The sequence below is a fragment of the Sinomicrobium pectinilyticum genome (assembly GCF_003725735.1).
Classification (GTDB): Bacteria; Bacteroidota; Bacteroidia; order Flavobacteriales; family Flavobacteriaceae; genus Sinomicrobium; species Sinomicrobium pectinilyticum.
Genome location: NZ_RJTM01000062.1, coordinates 1 through 23,508 on the forward strand (window position 1 = coordinate 1; position 23,508 = coordinate 23,508).

General features: G+C 44.0%; 17 protein-coding genes. 14 read left to right on the top strand and 3 right to left on the bottom strand.

The features are described from left to right. Window positions 1–95: 95 nt before the first annotated feature. Entirely contained in the window at window positions 96–1,076 is a 981-nt protein-coding gene (locus ED312_RS08890; RefSeq protein ID WP_123215656.1) for a helix-turn-helix transcriptional regulator, read from the bottom strand. 188 nt (window positions 1,077–1,264) lie between these two features. On the opposite strand from ED312_RS08890, the gene ED312_RS08895 reads away from it, so the two are divergent. The 5 genes from ED312_RS08895 to ED312_RS08915 all read left to right on the top strand — a co-directional run bounded on the left by ED312_RS08895 (window position 1,265) and on the right by ED312_RS08915 (window position 7,613). Continuing rightward, window positions 1,265–1,885, top strand: a complete 621-nt coding sequence (locus tag ED312_RS08895) for a class I SAM-dependent methyltransferase (protein WP_123215657.1) — start codon at window positions 1,265–1,267, stop codon at window positions 1,883–1,885. 78 nt (window positions 1,886–1,963) lie between these two features. Beyond that, entirely contained in the window at window positions 1,964–2,263 is a 300-nt protein-coding gene (locus ED312_RS08900; protein ID WP_123215658.1) for a hypothetical protein, read from the top strand. Window positions 2,264–2,265: 2 nt separating this feature from the next. After that, window positions 2,266–3,843 carry a PepSY-associated TM helix domain-containing protein gene (locus ED312_RS08905; RefSeq protein ID WP_123215659.1) on the top strand — a complete coding sequence of 526 codons (1,578 nt, stop codon included), beginning with the start codon at window positions 2,266–2,268 and terminating at the stop codon, window positions 3,841–3,843. Window positions 3,844–3,986: 143 nt separating this feature from the next. Continuing rightward, complete coding sequence (locus tag ED312_RS08910; protein ID WP_206363235.1) at window positions 3,987–6,332, top strand: TonB-dependent receptor; 2,346 nt, start codon at window positions 3,987–3,989, stop codon at window positions 6,330–6,332. Between the two features lie 24 nt (window positions 6,333–6,356). Next, a complete protein-coding gene (locus tag ED312_RS08915) occupies window positions 6,357–7,613 on the top strand; it encodes a DUF4374 domain-containing protein (RefSeq protein ID WP_123215660.1) in 1,257 nt (418 codons plus the stop codon). A 69-nt stretch (window positions 7,614–7,682) separates the two neighbouring features. Here the strand turns inward: ED312_RS08915 and ED312_RS08920 are convergent, their stop codons facing one another. Beyond that, the gene (locus tag ED312_RS08920) at window positions 7,683–8,423 is read right to left on the bottom strand and encodes a hypothetical protein (RefSeq protein ID WP_148044260.1); all 741 of its coding nucleotides are present in this window, start codon (window positions 8,421–8,423) and stop codon (window positions 7,683–7,685) included. A 382-nt stretch (window positions 8,424–8,805) separates the two neighbouring features. On the opposite strand from ED312_RS08920, the gene ED312_RS23750 reads away from it, so the two are divergent. From ED312_RS23750 to ED312_RS08935, 3 genes are read left to right on the top strand one after another with little or no spacing between them, the layout of a single operon-like run. Continuing rightward, window positions 8,806–8,982, top strand: a complete 177-nt coding sequence (locus ED312_RS23750; RefSeq protein ID WP_170164477.1) for a hypothetical protein — start codon at window positions 8,806–8,808, stop codon at window positions 8,980–8,982. Window positions 8,983–9,008: 26 nt separating this feature from the next. Further along, window positions 9,009–10,667, top strand: a complete 1,659-nt coding sequence (locus ED312_RS08930; protein WP_123215663.1) for a tetratricopeptide repeat-containing sensor histidine kinase — start codon at window positions 9,009–9,011, stop codon at window positions 10,665–10,667. Window positions 10,668–10,670: 3 nt separating this feature from the next. Beyond that, on the top strand, window positions 10,671–11,336 hold the full coding sequence (locus tag ED312_RS08935) for a helix-turn-helix transcriptional regulator (protein WP_123215664.1): 666 nt from the start codon (window positions 10,671–10,673) through the stop codon (window positions 11,334–11,336). Window positions 11,337–11,349: 13 nt separating this feature from the next. Here the strand turns inward: ED312_RS08935 and ED312_RS08940 are convergent, their stop codons facing one another. Beyond that, the gene (locus ED312_RS08940; protein ID WP_123215665.1) at window positions 11,350–12,186 is read right to left on the bottom strand and encodes a universal stress protein; all 837 of its coding nucleotides are present in this window, start codon (window positions 12,184–12,186) and stop codon (window positions 11,350–11,352) included. Window positions 12,187–12,402: 216 nt separating this feature from the next. Between ED312_RS08940 and ruvA the strand changes: the two genes are divergently transcribed. The 6 genes from ruvA (at window position 12,403) to ED312_RS08970 (ending at window position 22,919) form a co-directional block, all read left to right on the top strand. Next, a complete protein-coding gene (gene ruvA / locus ED312_RS08945) occupies window positions 12,403–12,984 on the top strand; it encodes a Holliday junction branch migration protein RuvA (RefSeq protein WP_123215672.1) in 582 nt (193 codons plus the stop codon). A 5-nt stretch (window positions 12,985–12,989) separates the two neighbouring features. Further along, on the top strand, window positions 12,990–20,135 hold the full coding sequence (sov, locus tag ED312_RS08950) for a T9SS outer membrane translocon Sov/SprA (RefSeq protein WP_240643068.1): 7,146 nt from the start codon (window positions 12,990–12,992) through the stop codon (window positions 20,133–20,135). Between the two features lie 199 nt (window positions 20,136–20,334). Then, the gene (gene gcvH, locus ED312_RS08955) at window positions 20,335–20,715 is read left to right on the top strand and encodes a glycine cleavage system protein GcvH (RefSeq protein WP_123215667.1); all 381 of its coding nucleotides are present in this window, start codon (window positions 20,335–20,337) and stop codon (window positions 20,713–20,715) included. 37 nt (window positions 20,716–20,752) lie between these two features. Continuing rightward, on the top strand, window positions 20,753–21,103 hold the full coding sequence (locus tag ED312_RS08960; protein WP_240643069.1) for a VanZ family protein: 351 nt from the start codon (window positions 20,753–20,755) through the stop codon (window positions 21,101–21,103). Between the two features lie 145 nt (window positions 21,104–21,248). Beyond that, the gene (locus ED312_RS08965) at window positions 21,249–21,953 is read left to right on the top strand and encodes an energy transducer TonB (protein ID WP_123215669.1); all 705 of its coding nucleotides are present in this window, start codon (window positions 21,249–21,251) and stop codon (window positions 21,951–21,953) included. 258 nt (window positions 21,954–22,211) lie between these two features. Next, a complete protein-coding gene (locus ED312_RS08970; RefSeq protein ID WP_123215670.1) occupies window positions 22,212–22,919 on the top strand; it encodes an energy transducer TonB in 708 nt (235 codons plus the stop codon). Window positions 22,920–23,508: the final 589 nt, after the last annotated feature.

Sequence of the window (23,508 nt, forward strand, 5' to 3'; positions counted from 1 at the left end):
CGACGGACCGGGAGAAACAGAAACCATGGATATATGAATGCGCAGGATATACCCGTATCTATTGCAGGTCCGTCGTAAATGGCGCAACTGAAAAATTACCTTTGTTTTAATTTGCTGGGGGTCATCCCGAACTTTTTCTTGAAGGCCGTGGAGAAGTGTTGCGGGTTCTTATACCCGGTAATATCGGAAATCTGACTAATAGTTAGTTTCTGTTCCAGCAACAGTTTTTTGGCCTTTGTCATACGTAAATGATGAATACAACCAAAAACGGTAGTCCCGAAAGCTGTTTTAAACCCGTTCTTCAATAAAAATTCATTGGTCCCGATTTTTTTAGCCAGTCCCTGCAGGGTTATTTTCTGGCCGTAATTTTTTAATAAATACGCCTTTGCTTTGTATATTTTTTCCCTGTCCGAAGGGGACAGGTCCTTGAGGGATTCTGCCTCCGGATCACCGTATTGTTCGGTTTGCAATAATAGAAGTTCCAGTATCCTGGCGTATAAAAAGGTTTTGCGAAAGCGATCTTCTTCCGTAGAGCGGATAATATCCGTGAGGAGAAAGTGCATTTCCGGGGTTATGGGATAATTAACACTTTTAATACAGCCTGTCTGCCCGTTGCGGATCATTTTTCGAAAGACGTTAAAACTGTCGTCGGAAGGCAGAAATTTTTCAAAGAAGTCACGTTTTAACTGTATACATACGAAGCGGAGATCATTGTTATCCGGTTGGAAATAACCGGTAGCTTTATTGCTGAAGAGCAGGTTATGTGTGTGCTTGTTAAATACATGATGGTCGTTATGAGAGGTAAAGTGCATTTCAAAACTTCCCGTGGTAACAAACAACATTTCTATGGCCTTACCCGAATATGTAAAGCGGATGAGAGGCCTTTCCGAAATCTTCAGGTTTGCAAGGATCACCTTAAAATCTTCAAGTAAGGTTTCCCGTATCCATCCTGCTATTTCGGGTTCGTTGAAGGTGGTACAGGAATCCGTAATATCCTCTATGCTTTGTGCTGAGGTATTATTTCCGAAATTGAAGGATCTCCCTTTGGTATTTATGTCTATATGCCGTGGTGCCATTATTCCGTACCTTTTTTCTTTTTGCGTACGTTTTTCTCCTTTTTACGTACTTTCAGGTAAGCCCGTTGTTTGTAAATTTGCTGCCAAAGATAGTTATTTGAAATGAATCTAAATAAAAATTAATTGAAGATTCTTTGCAAATGACAGTGATCCAAGTGGTGGAGCAGTTATAATTAAAACGAAGAAAAATGTTGATAAGCGGGAATAAGGAGGGTCTTTACCATACGGAGGACCGGATGGTATACACCGGCGAAAATATAGATGTTCCGGAGTTGAAAGAACGTATACTCAGCGCGTTATGTATTGTGCCGAATTCCAGGGTCCTGGATGTTTTTTTCGGGGCGGAACCATTGGTAGCGGAGATCACCGGGGAAGCCTGGAAAACACATTATTTCGGCCTGGAGACTTCTGAGGCTTTTGTTCGTAAGGCCACAAAATTATTTTCCGGTTATACCAAAGAGAGAAAAGCAGTTTTCAATTTGTATGACGGAGAGAGAATACCTTATGTCAACAGGTTTTTCCACCGCATTCTGAGTACACTATCCGGGATTACCGGGATATCTCCTGCTTTTTTTACGGAAAATTACAGGGTGCTTGCCGAAAGCGGGATCACGGTTATTGCATATAAGCCCGGAAAGCAGATGGATGAGGCCGTGTCTGTGGCAGATTCGGCCATGGAAGCAGGGTTTATTGTCCGGGACTTCAAAATGTTTGAAGTGGACAAAGGAGTAAAAACCCGGGAAGGAAAAACTGAAAAACAAGTGCTGATCGTATTGGAGAAACCGGAGAAAAAGCTCCCGGGCCAATAGCTGTAAGATATGGCTTGTCAGGCACCTGTATCTTTCCGGCTCTGAACGTTGAACTATTTAAATATTACCATATCTGAAATGCCGCCTAATAAGAAATACCTCACCCGGTCTCCCGTACAACGCTTTGCTAAAATATCTGCCGGTTTTCTCGGCGGATATTTTGTCACCGAATCCTTTTATATGGCACTGGCTGCCTGGCTGAATACAGGAAATGTATTGATGACCCTGAGGTTTGCAGGAGCTATTTTATGGGTAACATTGATGATCCTGGCCTTTTTGGCGAAAAACGGATGGAAAATATGGGGAATTTATCTCGTGGCTACCCTTGTCTTTTACGCTTTTATTTATTTCGGTAACCCTGTAAATCCTCCGGCTTAGTAATGTCACAAAGAGTTTATAATATTATATTTCATACCCATACCATAAGCGGTATTATTATCAGTGTTTTACTATACGTGATCTTTTTTACCGGATCGATCTCTTTTCTTCGCGATGAGATCAATGCATGGGAGCGTAATGAGCCTATACCCGAAGGATATTTTGCTACGGTCGATTTTGACAATACCCTTAAAGCCCTTGAAAAAGAGCAGCAGTTATACAGCAGGGATGTGAGGTTCACCCATCGTTTCTTTGAACGGAGGATTTCTGTTTTTATGTCATCACCGAAAGATACTGCGATAAAGGAGGAAAAGGGAGGCAGGAGAAGAAATTTTTTCTATCTGGATACGGAGAAGAATGTCAGAAGGAACTATGCGGAAAACTATTCCATGGGAGAGTTTTTTTATCGCCTTCATTTTTTTGCCCCTCTGAATTTTCATAACCGGTCCGGTTATCTGCTCGCTGGTCTGGTAGCATTCCTTTTTCTGTTTGCAGTGGTCACGGGAGTCATTGTTCACTGGAAAAAAATCGTATCAAGTTTTTATGTGTTCCGCCCCGGGACGAAGTGGAAGACTATATGGACCGATGCTCATGTAGCCCTTGGAATGATAGGCTTGCCATACCAGTTTATGTTTGCTTTTACCGGGATTTATTTTATTGTCGGATATACTGTAATGCTCGCCCCGGTGTCGTCGGTATTGTTCAACGATGATGCTCAGCAGATGGAGGAGGCCATGCGTTATGAAAAACCGGTAGATTATGCTTTTACCGGCGAGGCTCTGACGGGAGAGATATCCTTTAATCACTATATAAGCGAAACAGCGAACAAATGGCCGGATGCCGGGATAAATGGGTTGCAGATATACAATTACGGAGATGCCAATATGCATGTAAAGGTAATGGCAGCACCGTCTTTCCGGGAAAAGCTGATAGGAGGGGGATACCTGACTTTCCGGGCCAGTGACGGAAAAATAACGGATGAAAAAGACCCTTTCGGGGAGATATCGTACATAGAAGGATCTTCGGATATCCTTGCAAGGCTCCATTTCGGGGATTTCGGAGGGTATGGTATGAAAGTTATATACCTCGGTCTCGGTTTTATAACCTGTTTTGTTATTCTGTCCGGGGTGCTTATCTGGCTTGTTGCCAGGGACAAAAAGAATGTATCCCGGGCGAAAAGGAATTTTAATAACTGGCTGGTAAGCGTATATATGTCCGCCTGTCTTACCATGTACCCCGTAACCGCATTTACCTTTATCATGGTCAAATTCTTTGCGGATGACTATGGAGGCGACAGAAAGCAGTTCATCTATTCCACGTTTTTCTGGTCGTGGCTCATCCTGGCGGTCCTGTTACTCTTCAAAAAAAGTACCCATTTTACAAATAAGGCGACACTTATCCTTGGAGGGTGCACGGGCCTGCTGGTCCCGGTAGCAAGTGGTATAAAAACAGGCAACTGGCCCTGGGTGTCGGTAGCTAACGGATATTCCCAAATCTTCGTTGTGGACATGTTCTGGATCTCCCTTTCGGTTATTGCTTTTGCCGTGGTATTGAAGCTAAAGCGCAGGGCTGTGGCTTAATGATCGGGGAATAATACTTATTCTCTTTTTGCGTAGGGAATTCTCCGTTTGGCGTAGGGTGTCCAGTTTGTAAAAGAGATAGTTTTGTCGGTCTGATATTATTGAGTCTAAATAAAATGTAATATATAAAACCTTACATCACAATGCAGTCTGGAAATACAAATATGCGGATGGTTTTTTTCTGTTTACTCCTGCCGTTCCTTGCAGTTTCGCAATCCGGCAAGGTCCGTGTTAACGGGATGGTAACCGATGAATCCGGGAACGGGGTTTACGGTGCGGCCGTAGTATTGGGAAATACCACTTATGGAGTAGTAACCGATGAAAACGGAAAGTTCGGGTTAGCTCTGGAAGAAGGGAGCCATAGGCTGGAGGTTTCCTATATAGGGTATAAACCCAATTCCGTGACCATTAATGTTATCCGGGGCGAACAAAACGAAGTACAGATAACGCTTGAGGAGTCTGCTTATGCGTTGAAAGAAGTAGTGCTTTCCGGGAAAAGTGTAATACAGCAGGTAGAAGAAAAAGCCTTTAATGTCAGTGTAGTGGATGCGAAGAAACTACATCATACCACATTGGATATGGGGCATGCACTGGACAGGGTTTCCGGAATACGTGTGCGGGAGAGTGGCGGTGTAGGTTCGCAGATGAATTTTTCCATCAATGGGTTCAGGGGCAGACAAGTCCGGTTTTTTGTGGACGGTATCCCCATGGATAACTTCGGGTCTTCCTATCAGCTGAACAATATCCCTGTTAACCTCGCGCAAAGAATTGAAGTATACAAGGGGGTTGTTCCTGTTGGTCTGGGGTCCGATGCACTTGGAGGGGCTGTTAATATTATTACCAATACCTACGATAAAAGTCATCTGGACGCTTCTTATTCTTACGGCTCATTCAATACGCACAGGTCTATGGTAAATGCGGTGTATGTGGCCGAGTCCGGATTTATAGCGCAGATCAATGCTTTTCAGAATTATTCCGACAACAATTATAAAATGGATGTGGAGGTATCGGACCTGAATACCGGTGAATATTATCCGATGCGTACCGTGAGGAGATTCCATGACAAGTATCACAATGAGATGCTGATCGCCAATGTGGGAGTGGTGAACAAACCTTATGCAGACAGGCTTTTATTCGGCGTGACCGTAGGGTCCAGCTACCGGGAGATACAAACGGGGGCCAGGGTGGAATCCGTTTTCGGAGCATGGCATCGCAAGGGAAATATTATCATGCCATCCTTAAAGTATAAAAAAGACGATTTTTTGGTCAAAGGACTTGATTTTCGCCTCAATGCCAATATCAATCTGGGACAGGAAAAGAACATCGACACACTGAACAGAAGGTATAACTGGCTGGGGCAGTTCAAGGAATATGACAATCCGGGGGGAGAGCGGTCGTATTCCCTGTATTATTTCCGGAATAATAATGGCCTGGCATCTGCTAACTGGGATTATACCATTAACAACCACAGTAAAATAACCCTGAACAATACCTTCAATACATTTAACCGAAAGGGGAGGAACAGGCTGGCTGCCGACAGCGAAAGATATGAGCAGCCGCAGAAAACGATGAAAAACATCGTGGGGCTCGGCTACCAGTACGAATCTGAAAACTGGAATGCCACGCTTTTCGGGAAACAGTATTTTCAGCAGAATAAATTTTCTACAAGACTGGATACTGCCGGAAGTGAATCCGAATATGTAAAGCAAACCGGTACGTTCAACTATTTCGGTTATGGTTTTGCAGCCACTTATTTCCTGACCGATAACCTCCAGTTAAAAGCTTCCTACGAAAAAAGTTACCGTCTGCCGGATAATGAAGAGCTGTTCGGTGACCTTATAAATCTGGAAGGAAACATAAGCCTGAAACCGGAGCATAGCCATAACTACAATCTCGGGGCTGCTTACTGGTGGCAGATGAGGGACAGGCACCGGTTCAATTTCAGTGCCAACGGCTTTTACAGGGATGCTCACGATTTCATATACAGACGTCTTAATACCAACCAGGCCATGCAGGTTATGGATAACCTGGGAAGTGTTTCCAACGCGGGAATAGAAGGAGAGATACGGTATCAATACGACAATAAACTTATGGCAGGGATGAATATTACCTATCAGAATATGCTTAATAAAACCCGCAACGATGTGTACAACGATCGCATTCCGAATATTCCTTATCTGTATGGCAATGCCGATGTCACCTATAATTTTTCCGATGTCTGGGGAGAAAATAATATACTGAGCCTGGGGTATAACATGTTGTATGTGCATGATTTTTATCTTTTCTGGCCCAGCCTGGGGGGTAAAAACACCAAAAGAGTAATTCCCGAACAGGTATCTCATGATCTGAATGTGACCTACACTTTCAGGGATAAAGTACAGTTTACCCTGGAGTGCAGGAACCTGTTGGATAAAAACTTGTATGACAATTTCAGTCTTCAAAAACCGGGCAGAAGCTTTTACGCGAAAATCAAATACACCTTTTTATAATTAACACATAAACTTCATATTCCAATGAGAAAACCATCTTATTTTTTAAGCCTTTTAGTGCTGGTATCTGCAACATTCTTTACCGCTTGCAGTAGTAGCGATGACGATGCTTCCGGTGATGGAGGAGAAACCCCGGGTGTGGAATCCAAATACATTATTACCGCTACACCCAATACTGCCGAAAGCGTTGCCGACTATATTCTCACTGCCGATGGATTAACCGAAGGCAGCATTTCCACAAAGGGCAATGGGATAGAGCAAGACGGTACCTACAGGTATTATGTAACCAGCAATAACACGTTCTTCAGTTTGCTTTACGGGCAGGGGAATCCCGGTGCGGTAACTGCGTACCAATTGAATGGTACCGGGGAATTAGCGCGATTAACCAATTTCCAGTCCGAAACTGTTCAGGCTTTTGCCCCGGTGGATGATGACATTCTGCTGGTCAAAATATCCAGGAATGCCGAAAGTCCCATTGCTTACTGGTATCGCCTGAGTACGGAGTCCCTGACTTTTGTGGATGAAGGACAGATAAACACACAGGAACTTGCGGATAAGGAAAACGGGGAAATTGCCTTTTTTTCCTGGATAACCCAGGTAGGGGATAAGGTTTATCTGCCTTATTTTACTATAAAAGCCTGCTGCAATGATAATTTCGGGACGGAATACCCCAACGAAGCTAATATTGCCGTATACTCTTATCCTGAGATGGAACTGGAAACCATTATACACGATGACAGGACCAGTTACATAGGGAGATATTTTGTAAATGGCCTCACCGTAGATGAAAACGGAGATGCTTACGCCTTTTCTTCGGGGATTGCTACAAATAACGGTAGTGTGACCACGGATAAGCCTTCGGCCATAACCCGTATAAAAAAAGGCACTACTGAATTTGACGAGTACTATTTTGACCTGGAAGAAGCTACCGGGATGTACCTGACAGACCATGTATATGCAGGGAACGGTAAATTTATAGGTATTATGGAAGCGGTAAAAACTTCCGCGTACAGCAGTGGAAAAAATTTTGTAGTAATAGACGTATATAACAAAACGACAACTCCCGTAACCGGTTTGCCGGAAACTACCGATATTGAAGTGGTGACCAACAGTAATAATTACGTATCTGAAGACGGCAGTGTGGTTTATATCGGCATTACGCTAACGAACAAAAGGAGTTTTGTTTACAGTATAGACGTAGCTTCTGCCACGGCTACACAAGGACTGGAAGTCGAGGGAGGTACTATTACGGCTATAAGCAAGCTGGACCCGGCGGAATAAACAGGATCACAAAACAAAAAACAGAATTGTAATAAGGGGATGTATGAATGCATATATCCCCTTTCTTTTTTAATAATCTTCACATATATATTTCCGGATCATGTAAGGAGTTATCGCCTTTAAGGTCTTTCCGGTTTCCGGGTGCAGGCCCTGATCCGTAAAAAACTCCAGTTCTCCTTTTTCATTCTTTCCATACCAAAGGTTTTCAATGCCTTTGTCCGTAAAAAAATCAGTATTGCAATCCGGTTCTATCTTTTTGAAATAAAGAATACGTTCTTCCTTGTATAATTTTAATGTGCCGTTCCGAAGCTTTTGAGCATTGTAGTTGACTTCAGTATAATGATTTTCTTGCCATTCCATCCATTGCTGTTTTGGCATAAAGACCTGAAAAGATAATACCCATATCAGAATGAAGGCTATCGATACACCTATTACCAAAACAAGCTTTCTGTGGCGGAATATTCGGAAGAGAGGATTTTTACTTTGCTCTTTTGGTTTGAAGATTTCGTTTTGCCGATCTTTCTGAAAACTTTCATAGTCCGGATAGCCCAAGTATTTGCATAGTGCTAAAATGACTTCAGACTGTTTTATGAACTCATCTTCTTTTTCAAGTTCAACGAGATTTCTGTATAAATTAACTAGACTTCTGTCAGAGTAAAGATAATTCTCATATTCCAAAATTACTTCTGAAAGTCGTTTGGCCTTTTTCTTTTTCGAATGATCTGATGTTCCTTTCTTTTTCAGATCTTCTTCTGCTTTCTCAAAAGCTAATTCAATAAGTTTTCGGTGCATTTGTCGGTCGGTTTTCATACTTCAAATTACTGAAATTATCCCTTAAATACCTGAAAAATAGCCGGAAAAAAGGCGGAAAACTTTTGGAAAACAGTTTCCTTAAAGTTTCCGGATAGTTTCCGTTTCTTTTCCATCCTTTCCCGGAATACCACCCTTTATTTGCTTCAGAATCACGGAACAAATTGCCGGCAATGCGAACCTGATTCCACATTAAAGAACCCCTGGCGGGGCAGGATGACTTCCGGGAAGTAGCCAAACTTCTTTGCCAGGATTTCTCAAGACTTCCCAAACAGAGAAAGACGTCTCTCTCCATTTCACGGCAGCACGATGTGCTGCCAGATCTCACCATCCGGGAGAATCCCGGACAGGAATCTGATTGTCAAATTTTAATAGAAGTAAAATGAAGAAAATATATATAATTGTGTTTACGGTAACCCTCAATTTGGTCCTTTTTTCCTGTGACCCGGACGACAACGAGGCCAGCCAACTGCCCGGTACGGAAGATGTACAGGGGTGTTGTGATGATGATGTTCCGATTTTGCCACCACCAAACCCTCCGGGAAATGGTGGTAATTAATCATTAAAAGTTAGTATTTTAGGGGAATGAAACTTTTTAAGAATTCATTCCCCTTTTTATTTATATTCCTTTTGTGTTTTTGCACGCAAAATAGTTATGCCATACAGCAACCGGCAGATAGTCTTCTCTATTATTATCCGATAATAAACCAACCGACAAACCATACGGATTTATCCGATGCCTTTACTTATTTTGAGAAGAAGAGAAAGGAGAGTTTAAGAGAAAAAGATACGCTTAATGCTATTTTTTACGCAAGATATGTTGCAGAGGTACAAAATAAATTAGGTTTTCTTTATGAAAGTGAGGTCACTACAATCGAAGCACTTAAATTGCTGGACCTGGCAGGAGGAAAAGATACCTTGATAGAGCCACGTATTGGGTTGTATAACCATTTGGGGATGCTATGCCGCCAGAGGCATGATTATGATAAAGCCTTATATTATTATAATAATAGTCTCAATATAGCAATAACTGAGGAACATAGATATGCGGTCTGGAATAATATGGCAAATGTATATAAGGATCAAAGGAAATATGATAAGGCCATTGTTGAACTTGAAAAAGTTTATGGATATGCTATTCAGAGCAAAAATGATATTATCTTATCCAGATCTTTGAATAATTTAGGAGTAGTTCAAGCAAAGCTGGGGTTGTCGGAAGGACTATCGAATATGGAAAAAGCCCTGGCTTTACGAAAAAAAATCAATTATATTCCGGGAATCATAACAAGCTACACCCACCTGATTGATTATTACCTGGATAATGGGAGGCGGGAAAAGGCTGCGGCCCTGGCCGAAGAGGCCCGTAAAGTGGCCTATTCCAGCAACAATCCCAAATGGCGTTCACATGTTCTTTCCAGGATTATCGACCTTAAGGAAGATCCGGATGTTCTGGCGTTTAAGAAGTATACGGACAGTGTTTCGAATGCCGATCTCATGCAACGTAACAAATATATCTCCGCCAAATACAATTTCGAAGCTCAGGAACGCAGGGCCAGGGAAAGTGAATTACAAAGGGTGAAAGAAAGATCGCGGCGTATAGTATTTCAGTTTGTTCTTCTCTTTATTATCCTTATAAGTTTTCTGGTTTACCGTTACCTTCGTATCCGGCAGAAAAGAAAGATACTCCAGGAAGTAAGTGCTTCAGAGGCCCGTATTTCCAGGAAAATGCACGATGAAATAGCTAACGACATGTACCGGGTAATGACCAATCTTCAGACCAGACACCAATTATCCGGGGAAATACTGGATGACCTGGACGATATTTATTCCAGGACCAGGGATATTTCCAGGGAAATCCAGACTCCGGAGTCAGGAAAAGATTATGCCGATATACTGAAGGGGTTGTTACTGCAATTCCGTACCGAGAAAGTAAATATTATTCTGAACGGTTTATCCGGTATTTCGTGGGATTCCGTAAAAGAGGATAAAAAACGCATGCTGTATAAAATTTTGCAGGAACTCATGGTGAACATGCGAAAACACAGCGAGGCATCGGTGGTACTCTTACAGTTTCGCCGTTCCGGGAAGAACGTCCTGGTGGAATATAAAGACAATGGTAAAGGATGCGACCTGGGAAAGGGAAGCGGGTTGACCAATGCGGAAACCCGTATGAAACTTGTTGGTGGTACTATTAGTTTTGTATCGGAACCCGGAGAAGGGTTTCGTGCTAAAATTATAATATAGCTTATGTTTTCAAAAGTCATTATTGCAGAAGACCAGGACGATATAAACCAGGGAGTATACATTGCCCTGTGTGATCTCGGGATATCCGAGATAGAGCAGACCCAGTATTGCGACGATACTTTTGTTAAGGTCAAAAGGGCTGCTATGGACGGCCGGCCCTACGAATTACTGATTACCGATCTGTTTTTCAAGGAGGACCACCGGTATCAGAAATATACTTCGGGTGATTCCCTTGCGAATGCTTTGAAAAAGGAATACCCGGATATGAAAACCATAGTATATAGCGTGGAAGACCGTTTCCAGAAAGTGAGAAGCATCATGATACCCGGTGATATAGACGCTTATGTATGCAAGGGCAGGAAAGGTCTCGATGAACTGAAAGAAGCGATATGTAAAGTATACGAAGGCGAATCCTATTTATCGCCACAGGTCCGGGCGGCCATGAGCCCTAAGGCGGATACGGAGATCAATGATTACGATATTACAATTATAAAACAACTGGCCCTGGGGCTATCCCAGCCGGAAATAAGCAGATACATGGAACAGGAAGGTATTTCCCCCTATAGCCTGAGCTCTGTGGAAAAGCGGATTAATAAACTTAAAGATATATTCCGTGCTAAAAATCCGGCGCATCTCGTGGCCATCGCCAAAGATATGGGACTGGTCTGAGCTTCCGCATGAATTATTCTCCGTCCTCTTCCGGGATTTTAAAGGTAATAACCGGACGCATGGCATGGTTTACAAGGTCTTCGCTGATACTTCCGTTAAAAAAATGGGCCAGTCCCGTACGGCCGTGAGTGCTGAGACCGATCATTCTTGCATTCACGACATTTGCAAAACGAAGAATACCCTGCTCAATCGTATGGTCGTTGTAAATATTGAGTGTATACTTTTTCGGAGTCCCGTTTTTAATAAAAAAATTCATCCTGTTTTCCGTCTCCTGAGTAGTGACAAAATTATTTGGGGTATTGACAAAAAGTAAATGCAGGGTAGCCCCTAATTTTCCGGCAAATTCCGACACCTTCTTATAAGGTTCCAGAGTTTCTTTCGAAAAATCGGAAGCAAAGACAATACTTTCCTCCCCCCCGAATTCAAATAGCGATTTTACCGTAAACACGGGAACCTCGGCTATACGTACCACCTTCTCCGTATTCGACCCTATAAACATTTCCCGCAGCCCGGAGGTTCCTCCCGACCCCATGATGATCAGGTCAATATTGTTCTCCGCTACCGATTTGGCAATGCCGTTGGGAATACTGTCCGATTCCACCGTGTCATATACCGTAATTCCCTTGAGATAAGGTTTGTCTATAAAAGATTCGAACTTCTGGCGTGCCAGTTTGATAAAGAACAGGGCTTCCGGAAGTTCGCTCATTTCACTGGTAGCAAGATGTACGGGGAGATCCAGCACATGAAGCAAATAGAGTTCCGAACCGAATTTCCGGGCAAAATTTGCCGCGGTCTGCAAGGCGAATTCCGCCTCGTCTGAAAAGTCGGTAGGTACTAAAATGCGTTTCATCGATAAAGGTTTACAGTGTATTAAAGATACGGAAAAGTGGCGGAAATCAAAAGGGAATCCTGTGTATACGGACACTTTTATCGCACGGTGAGGATAAAACAGGACCATATCGGAGGATGCTCTCGTGTTTTGTGAAGCGTCATATTAGGTATCTATCACTGTTTATACCTCGTTTGTGAAATATTTTAGTACATTTGGACTGCTAACCGGATGCTTATGATTGCACATATACAAGGAAGATTAGTTGAGAAGAACCCTACGGATGTAGTCATAGATTGTAACGGCGTAGGATATTTTTTGAATATTTCACTCCATACATATTCCAGGATCCCCGATCAAGAACAGTTAAAACTTTACACACACCTTCATGTCAGGGAAGATGCACATATTCTTTTTGGATTTGCGGATACGTCCGAACGTGATATTTTCCGCCTTCTGATCTCGGTTTCGGGGATAGGCACCAGTACGGCGCGTACCATGCTTTCCTCCTTAACCCCGGTTCAGGTAAGAGATGCTATTGCATCTAACGATGTTGCAGCCATTCAGAGTGTGAAGGGTATAGGCGCTAAAACAGCACAGCGGGTTATCCTGGACCTCAAGGATAAAGTGTTGAAAATATATGATCTGGAAGAAATTTCTTCGGGTCAGGGCAATACAAACAAAGAAGAAGCGTTATCGGCATTAGAGGTGTTGGGCTTTGCCCGCAAACAATCCGAAAAAGTTGTTGATAAAATTGCGAAAGGATCACCGGATTTAAGTGTAGAGGATATTATCAAAAACGCGCTTAAAATGCTATAGTAAATTTGAAAACAACTACCAACCGTAAAAATTATACACCGTTAAGAGTTTTTCTATGTCCCCTTTTCTTACTCTGTGCAATGATCTCCTTTGCACAGGAAGAAACCGGGACACAGGAACAGGACTCTGTGAGCAATACCGGAGGAGTACCGGGGGATATCAGACTGAAAATCCCCGAAAGTATTTCCTCGAAGTATATCTATGACCCCGTCATGGATATGTATATCTATTCTTCTTCCATAAACGGATTTAATATAGAACATCCCGTTATTCTTACCCCCGAACAGTTCCGGGAACTGGAGCGGAAGGAGAGTATGAAGCGCTATTTCAAGCAAAAGATGGATGCTATTTCCGGGCAGAAAGAAGGTAGTGAAGAAGCGCAGAAAGACCTGTTACCCGATTTTTATGTCAATTCCGGATTTTTCGAATCCATTTTCGGAGGTTCCAATATCGATATTGTTCCGCAAGGATCCGTGGCTGTAGACCTGGGAGTATTGTATAACCGGAACGATAACCCGTCTTTTTCTCCGAGGAACAGGAGTACCATAACCTTCGATTTTGACCAGCGGATAAGTATGAGCCTTTTGGGGAAAATAGGAGAAAAGCTTTCCGTAACGGCAAATTACGATACACAGGCTACCTTTGATTTTCAGAATCTCATAAAACTGGAATATGCCCCTACCGAAGATGATATCATACGGAAAATAGAAGTAGGTAACGTGAGCATGCCCCTCAACAGTTCGCTGATTACCGGTGCACAAAGCCTTTTTGGTGTGAAGACCGAATTACAGTTCGGTAAAACAAGAGTCACCGGCGTTTTTTCCGAACAGCGCTCCGAAACCCGGTCGGTTGTGGCACAGGGAGGGGGGACCGTGGAGGATTTCGAACTTTTTGCCCTCGATTATGATGAGGACCGCCACTTCTTCCTGTCGCATTTTTTCCGCGACCAGTACGATGCTGCACTGGCAAACTATCCGTTTATTAACAGCCAGGTACAGATTACAAGGATCGAAGTATGGGTAACCAACCGCGGACAGCGCATAGATAATATACGAAATATAGTAGGGATACAGGATTTGGGAGAAGCTGATCCGCAGAATACCAGGATCAATACCAATGCCCCCGGCGGTTTTTTTAATCCCGGTACGGGAGGGTTATTGCCCAGGAACGGGGCTAACGACTACGATCCTAGAGAGATAGGAGGGTCTTCCGTCCTTACCGAACAGATACGGGATGTAGCCACCGTAAAATCCGGTTTCGGAACCGTGAGTTCAATGGTAAACCAGGGATATGATTACGCCATACTGGAAAATGCGCAGAAACTGATCCAGGGAACAGATTTTACCTTCGATCCCAAACTCGGATATATTTCACTGAACCAGAGGCTGAGTAACGACGAGGTCCTGGCAGTAGCTTATCAGTACACCTATCGGGGACAGGCATACCAGGTAGGGGAATTCGCAAATGACGGGGTGAATGCCACCGAATATGAAACCGGGGCCAATGGCCAGGTCATAGCGGTAAACAACCAGACCCTTGTGGTAAAACTGCTTAAAAGTAACATCACCAATGTGTCCGATCCGATATGGGACCTGATGATGAAAAACATTTATGCCACCGGGGCCTACCAGCTAAGCCAGGAGGATTTTAAGCTGAATATACTGTACCGGGACCCTTCACCTATTAACTATATCAAACCGGTTGAAGAGTCTTCATGGCCTTCCGGGCTACAGGACAGGATACTTCTCGATGTATTCAATTTCGACAGGCTCAACGCCTATAACGACCCGCAGAACGGCGGGGACGGTTTTTTCGATTACCTTCCGGGAGTAACCATAGCCCCGCAGACGGGACGTATTATTTTTACCAAGGTAGAACCTTTCGGGCAATACCTGCACACCTTGCTCGGTGGTGGTAATTACGATCAGCCGGACTCCTATAACCCCAACCAGAATAAATACGTGTTCCGCAATATGTATGCCCTGACGAAAGCAGCGGCTCTGGAAGATTCTGACAAAAATAAATTCCAGCTGAAGGGAAGGTACAAATCAGAAGGCGGGGACGGTATTCCCATCGGAGCATTTAATGTACCCCAGGGTTCCGTAAAAGTTACGGCCGGAGGAAGAAGGCTGCAGGAGGGTATAGATTTTACGGTGAATTACCAGACAGGGACAGTTCATATCCTTGATGAAAGCCTGAAGGCATCGAATATTCCCATCGAGGTTTCCGTAGAAAATAATGCTATCTTTGGAAGACAGACGAGAAGATTTGCAGGGGTAAATATAGAGCATCAGTTCAATAAGAACTTTATGCTTGGGGCAACCCTGCTGAATATGAGTGAAAAGCCGCTGACCCAGAAGGCCAGTTACGGACTGGAACCTGTGAACAACACCATCTTCGGTGTTAACGGGAATTTTTCAACCGAACTCCCTTTTCTGACGCGGTGGGCAAATAAACTGCCCAATATAGATACGGATGTGCCTTCCAGCCTGTCCGTAAGAGGCGAAGTAGCCTATTTGCTCCCCGGATCGCCGAAAAACGATAATTTTGACGGGGAAACCACAGTGTATGTAGATGATTTTGAAGGAGCGCAAACGCTGATAGACATGCGGGCGCCCCTGGCGTGGTCCCTGGCCAGCACACCTCTCGAATTTGTTCCTGGAGGAGAACTCTACGGGAATTCACCGGATGACCCCGAGAACCTGAAGAACGGTTATAAAAGGTCCAAAATGGCCTGGTACACCATAGATCCTATATTTTATACCTCACAAAAACCTTCGGGAATAAGCAATGACGATATTTCCACAAACCAGACCCGCAGGATTTTTATAGACGAAATATTTCCCGAAGTGGATCTGTCACAGGGAGAAACCACGGTACAGGCAACCCTGGACCTGGCGTATTATCCAACCCGGAAAGGACCTTATAACAACAGTCCGGAAGCGGATTTCGAAGGTTTGCCTGCCGAAGAACGCTGGGGAGGGATCATGAGGGGGCTTACCAGTACCAACTTCGAACAGGGAAATGTGGAATACATCCAGTTCTGGGTTCTCGATCCCTATGTGGAAGGTACCGAAGGCGGTATGGGGGGAGAACTCGTATTTAACCTTGGTAACATATCCGAAGATATCCTCAAAGACGGGAAAAAACAGTATGAGAACGGGCTTCCCGGTGTCGGAAGTACCGACCTGGTTTCTCAGACCTCCTGGGGAGAAGTGCCCTCGGCCCAGTCGTTGGTATATGCCTTTGACGCGGACACGCAAAACAGGGCATTACAGGATATCGGGTTCGACGGACTGGACGACGGCGGGGAAGCAGCTGTTTTCACCAATAATCCCGGTCCCGATCCCGCCCTGGATAATTACGAGTATTATGTCAGTGCCAGCGGAAGTATCCTGGACAGATATCTCAACTATAACAATCCGCAGGGCAACTCTCCCGTAAATGTGGGCAACAATAACAGGGGGTCAACCACAGAGCCCGATGTAGAAGATGTGAACGGTGACGGTACCATGAATACTATAAACAGTTATTACGAATACCGTATCCCTATAAAACCCAACATCCAGAGATCCGACAGATATGTCTCCGACATCAAGGAGGTGGAACGGCAAATGCCGAATAACAGGACAGTAAGGGGCCGTTGGATACAGTTTAAAATTCCGGTGAAGGAATTCGATGATGCCATCGGGGGCATTTCCGATTTTCGCTCCATGAGCTTTATGAGGATGTACCTTACGGGCTTCAACGAAGACATCGTGCTTCGTTTCGGAACACTGGACCTGGTGAGGGGAGACTGGAGGACCTATAACCGAAGCCTGCAACCGGAAATAGATTCCGATGCCGGAGATGATGGCACCACTGTAGATGTGAATACCGTAAATATAGAAGAGAACGAACAGCGGACTCCTATTCCTTACCGGTTGCCCCCCGGCGTGGTACGGGAGCAGCTGACCAACAATAATATGATAGTGCGGCAGAACGAGCAGTCCCTTTCTTTTGCCGTATGCGATCTGGAAGGGGAAGATTCTAGGGCGGTATATAAGAACGTGGAGATGGATATGCGCCAGTATAAACGGCTGAAAATGTTTCTCCACGCCGAAGCCTATAAGAATAACCCGTTGAGAGATGGCGAACTGGTGGCTTTTTTGCGACTGGGGACAGATTTCTCGGAAAACTTCTATCAGGTTGAAATTCCTCTTGAAGTTACCCGTCCCGGGGCATCCACTTCGGAAGAGGTGTGGCCGGAAATCAACAATATGGATGTGCCGCTCAGCCTCTTTTCCGTAATAAAATCGGAGGGGATCGCCAATTCCACACTTTCCGAATTGATTTTTTATGATGCCGAAGGAAACCGCGTACAGGAATTCGATCCCAGGGAGTCCGGAGAACTTCGCGTGGGGATAAAAGGAAATCCCTCCCTGGGAAGTATCCGGTCCATTATGGTAGGGGTGAAAAACGTAACCGGCAACAGGATATGCGGAGAAGTATGGTTTAACGAACTACGCCTTGCCGAACTGGACAATAAGGGCGGATGGGCGGCAGTAGCCCAGGTAGACGCAAATGTGGCCGATTTTGCCAATGTGTCCGCCAGGGGAAGCATGAGTACCTCCGGCTTCGGGGCCATAGATCAGAGGCCCAATGAACGGAACAGGGAAGATATCGTACAATACGGTGTAAATACCAATGTAAATTTCGGGCAGCTTCTCCCTAAGAACTGGGGAATACAGTTACCGTTCAATTATAGTGTTTCGGAGGAACTCATTACTCCCGAGTTCGACCCGGTATACGAAGACCTTAAACTGCAGGACCGGATAAATGCGGCAACGACCAGGGCAGAAAAAGACAACATCCGGCGGCGTGCAGAGGATTATACCAAAAGAAGGAGTATAAACCTTATAGGGGTCCGGAAGAACAGGGGGGAAGAACAAAAACAACGCGTATATGATATAGAGAATTTTACCTTTAACTATTCCTATAACGAAGTGAACCATCGCGATTTTGAGGTCGAAAATATGCGGGACCAGAACGTGCGCTCGGGCTTTGTATACAACTACAATTTCAAACCGGCATCGGTAGAGCCCTTCAAAAAGAACGATTCCATTCTGAAAAGCAGGTACTGGCAATGGCTTAAGGAGTTTAATTTTAACCCGCTTCCCACAAATATTTCAGTTAATTCCAATATAACCAGGAGCTTTAACGAACAGAGGTTCCGTACAGTAGATGTGGAAGGGGTAGATGAAGGGGAGCAGCTTGAACTACCGACACTACAGCAACGCAACTTCCTTTTCGACTGGCAGTACACCATCAACCACAATATTACCAAGTCGCTCCGCCTGAATTTTACGGCTTCCAATTACAACATTGTGAGGAATTATTATGACAAAGATGAAAAAAACAATCCTATCGTAAGGGAAGACTTCGGTATATGGGATGGTTTCTGGAACACCGGCGATCCCAACAGACATACCCAGCAGTTACAGATAAACTACGAACTGCCTTTCAGTAAAATCCCCTTCCTGAATTTTATAGAGGCGAACTACACCTATACCGGCGATTTTGACTGGCAGCGGGGAAATGACGTCATCAACGATATTGCCGGTGAAAATGTAAATACCATACAAAATGCCTCGACACATGTTCTCAATGCTTCAATGGGAATGGAACGCTTCTATAAATACCTGGGAATTAAAAAAGAAAGCGATCAGCAACCCGTAAGGAGAAGGCCTGCGTTGAATGCTGATGGTGATGATGCCGGGGAGCAGGAAGAAAAAAAGAGCTCGGCACTGACCAATGCAGGGATAGACCTGCTTACGATGATAAAACGTATAGATGTGAGTTATACCGATAACCGGGGTAAAGTGTTGCCGGGATATACCGAATCCATTGGTTTTATAGGGACACTAAGACCATCCTGGGGATTTGTTTTCGGTAGTCAGTCCGATATACGTTATGAAGCTGCCAGAAAGGGATGGTTAACCCGTTTTCCGGATCTCAACCAGCAGTATATGGAGAGGAACAGCAGCCAGCTGAACATAACTGCCAATCTCGAGCCTACTCCCGACCTTACCATCGACCTGGTGGCCAACCGCCAGTACGCCGATAGCTATACGGAGAACTTTTCTGTCAATGACCTGGGAAACCGGCAGTACGAATACGAAAGCCTGCTCGGGAATAAATATGGTGATTTCTCCATCTCCACGATTTTGATAAAAACTGCGTTCAGTAAAAGTGATGAAATGAATTCGGCTACCTTCGAGGAATTCCGCCAAAACCGGAGAGAAGTGGCCAACCGGCTTGCAGTGCAGAGAGGAATTGATATCACCGATCCTGATAACCTGGACGACGAAGGATACCCTAAGGGATACGGCAAAAACAACCAGTCTGTGTTGCTGCCTGCCTTTCTTGCCGCCTATACCGGGAAAAGTGTAGATAAAATGAGCCTGGGGGCTTTCCGCGATGTGCCTATTCCAAACTGGACACTGAAATATACCGGGCTCATGAGGCTGGATTGGTTTAAAAACCGTTTCCGGCGGTTTTCCCTCGGACACGGTTACAGGGCCAGCTATAGTGTAAACTCTTTCCGGACCAACCTGGAATACAGCAGGCAGAATCCGGATAAGACCGATCAGTCCGGTAATTTTATGAATGAGTTGCTTTACACCAACGTTACACTCGTAGAGCAGTTCAACCCGCTGATCCGGGTGGATTTTGAAATGAAAAACTCCATTAATATCCAGGCGGAAATTAAGAAAGACAGGGCGTTATCCCTGAGCTTTGACAATAACCTCCTTACCGAAACCACGGGAAAAGAATACCTTTTGGGGCTGGGGTACCGCTTTAAGGAAGTTCCCTTTACAACCAGCATAGGCGGGACACGACAGACCCTGAAAGGAGACATCAACCTGAAGGCCGACCTTTCGTTGCGCGATAATATTACCATTATAAGGAACCTGGACCTGGATAATAACCAGGTGACTTCCGGCCAGACGATATGGAGCATAAGGTTTACGGCAGATTACGCCCTGACCAAGAACTTTACCACCCTGTTTTTCTACGATCATACCTTCTCCAAATATGCGGTTTCCACGGCATATCCCCAGACCACTATACGATCTGGCATAACATTGCGTTATAACTTTGGAAATTAAGCGGAACAAATCCCGGAAATCCCGGGATGGCTGCGATTCCGGTTCCGGGTATTCCGAGGAAGTCAGGTAAAGGATGTCTTATTTGTAAAAGAGATATATAAAGGACAACAATGCGGATATTTTAACGCAGGCAACCTTTGGATTAAAATACTTTAAAAGTTACATTTGTCGCAAAATAATACATTAACACATTATACAAATGAACATACCATCTGACTTAAAGTACACCAAAGACCACGAGTGGATTAAAATAGAAGGAAATATTGCCACGGTGGGGATCACGGATTTCGCACAAAGCGAACTGGGAGATATCGTATATGTAGAAGTGGAGACCGTAGACGAAACCCTGGACAGGGAGGAAGTATTCGGCACGGTAGAAGCTGTAAAAACGGTATCCGATCTTTTTTTGCCGCTTTCCGGAGAAATTATTGAATTTAATACTGCTTTGGAGGAAGAGCCGGAAAAAGTGAATTCCGATCCGTACAACGATGGCTGGATGATAAAAATAAAGATCAGCGATCCTTCGGAAGCAGATGATTTGTTGAGTAGTGAGGCATATAAAGAACTGGTTGGAGCATAGAGGGAAAATATTTTCAATACTTGCAGTCGGATGGGTGGTGACCGTTACTGTCTTAAGTTTGGCCCCCCCTTCGACCCTGCCTTCTGTATCCTATCCTCATCTGGATAAAATAGTTCATTTTATTTTTTACTATATATTTCTTATATTGTGGTATTATGCCCTTCGGGGGGAAGACACCTTCGGACCGGTCAAAAAGAAGCCGTTATTAATAGCTTTTTTCATGGCGTTTGTGTATGGTACGATTGTTGAAGTACTTCAATATACTATGGGGAAAGGTCGTTCCGGAGACATTCTGGATGCGCTGGCTAACACTACGGGGATGATTTGCGGTATTTTTACGGTCATTCTTGTAAATGCCATAAATAAAACCATAAAAAGGGTAAATTAGTTGCTTTCATTTCAAATAAATATTTAAATTAGCGACCGATAAAAGATTTGAAGGAGCAGGTGCGGCAGGTAAAACACTTGGAAAAAGTGTTGAATTTGTTTCGATGGACGAATAAAAAGTAAACCAAACGATAAAATTTGAATCAATGGAACCTAAAAAGAATCCAAAAGCCGATCTCACCAGGAACAGCGGCCTCTATTTTGCGATAGGGATGGCCGTGGTGCTGTTTCTTACCTGGCAGGGATTGGAATGGAAACAGTATGATAAGGACGAGGCATTCACTTATAAGATGGATGTAGATGAAGAACTGGAGGAAGAAATTCCGATTACGGAAATGCTGAAGACTCCGCCGCCACCGCCACCGCCACCCGCAGCACCCGAAGTAATCGAAGTTGTTGAGGACGATGAAGAAATAGAAGAAACCGTGATCGAATCTACCGAAACCAACCAGGATGAGGTTGTAGAAGTAGAGGAGATTGTAGAGGTGGAAGAACCGGTAGATGTGGATGTACCTTTCGCAGTTATTGAAGATGTTCCCGTATTTCCCGGATGTGAAGATGCCAAAGACAAAAGAGCTTGTTTCCAGGAAATGATGCAAAAACACATTCGTAAACACTTCCGCTATCCGGAAATCGCCCAGGAAATGGGAGTTCAGGGTAGGGTTGCAGTAATGTTTACCATCGATAAAGACGGAAGTATTACCAACGTAAGACTTCGTGGCCCGGACAAAAACCTGGAGAAGGAAGCAGAAAGAATCATAAGTAAACTGCCGAAAATGACCCCAGGGAAACAACGAGGCAGAGCGGTAAGGGTTCCATTTAGTATACCGATTACTTTCCGATTACAATAAAACTGCATAGTCATAAATATACAAAAAGCCTGTTCTGTCCGAGCAGGCTTTTTTATATAATTTCGCTTAAAGACGAAAGGGTTTTCGGACGCAAAACAGGAAAGGCGGGAGAGCTTACCAGCTATAAAATGCCATAACCTGTGAACACACTCCCTCTTCTCCGCCGGGAGATTCTGGTATGATTGTTGAGAAAGTGAGGTAAATACTGCGGGAGGATATTCATCCCGCAGATCGTAATTAACCTTAAACTTTAGCATTATGATACCAAAGAAAAACCCGAAAGCCGATCTCACCCGTAACAGCGGCCTGTTTTTTGCCATAGGAATGGCAATAGTGTTATTCCTCGCCTGGAAAGGTATGGAATGGAAAAAATATGAAAGCACGGAATATATAGCAGACAATATACCTGTGCCGGAAGAGCCGGAAGAAATCGATGTACCTGTGATACGGCTAAATACGCCGCCACCTCCGCCACCCCCGAAAATAATAACAGATAAGATCATTCTTGAAGAAGATGATTCCGATGCAAAAGACACTCAACTGCTATCTATTGATGACAACTTTGATAAAGCGGTAGATGTGGATGATATACCCGTTGTGGATGACCCGGTTCCGGATGAGATGATCTCCATAAACCTGGTGGAAAATGTACCTGTATTTCCCGGCTGTGAAAATGCGACGGACAAGCGGAAATGTTTTGAAGAAAGTATGATGCGTCATATCCGGAAAAATTTTCGTTATCCGGAACCGGCGAAGGAAAGAGAAATACAGGGAAAGGTATATGTGAATTTTATCATCGATAGCGATGGCAATATTACCGGGGTGAAAATGCGGGGGCCCGATAAGAGCCTGGAAGAAGAAGCCGCACGTATTATAAATAAGCTTCCGAAAATGACTCCTGGAAAGCAGGGGGACAGAGCCGTACGGGTGCCCTTCAGTATCCCTATTACGTTTAAATTACAATAAATAAACGGCTAAAAACCCTTCTGTAGGGCCGTGGAAGATGTTTTGTTAAAAATTGTCAAAATAAAAAAGAAATTATTACATTTACACCTGCATGACTACCCTGGTTGAGTAGTGATAAATATTTTTCATAATCAGATAGAGCCTTTCGGAACCCCCGGGAGGCTTTCGTCTTTTATTTCCCGCTTCGTTTTCCGAAGGCATTTTTGCCGTTTTTCCATTATATTTGAAAGGATACAACCATTTATCTATGCATAAAGTTTTTTTTGATGAAAAGTGTTGCGTTCCGGATTTGAAGAACCAGAGACAGGCAGATGTTTCTGGAATAATAATGAATGTGAGTTCGATATAATAGTCTAAAAGCGTCTTTGCGAAGCCTGCAATAAGCAGGGTGTGGCAATCTCTTGAAGGCCGGCAGCTACCCCCAATGATATGCATATACCAGCCAGGAGACTGCCGCATTTCATTTGCAGTGACGATTATTCTTATGTCGAACTGAGGGTGTAAACTGAACTCTGTCTGAATAGATTTTAATTAACGTGAATAATGGATAAGAGATAAAATAATCTTAACGTAAAAAAGGAGTAAAGTC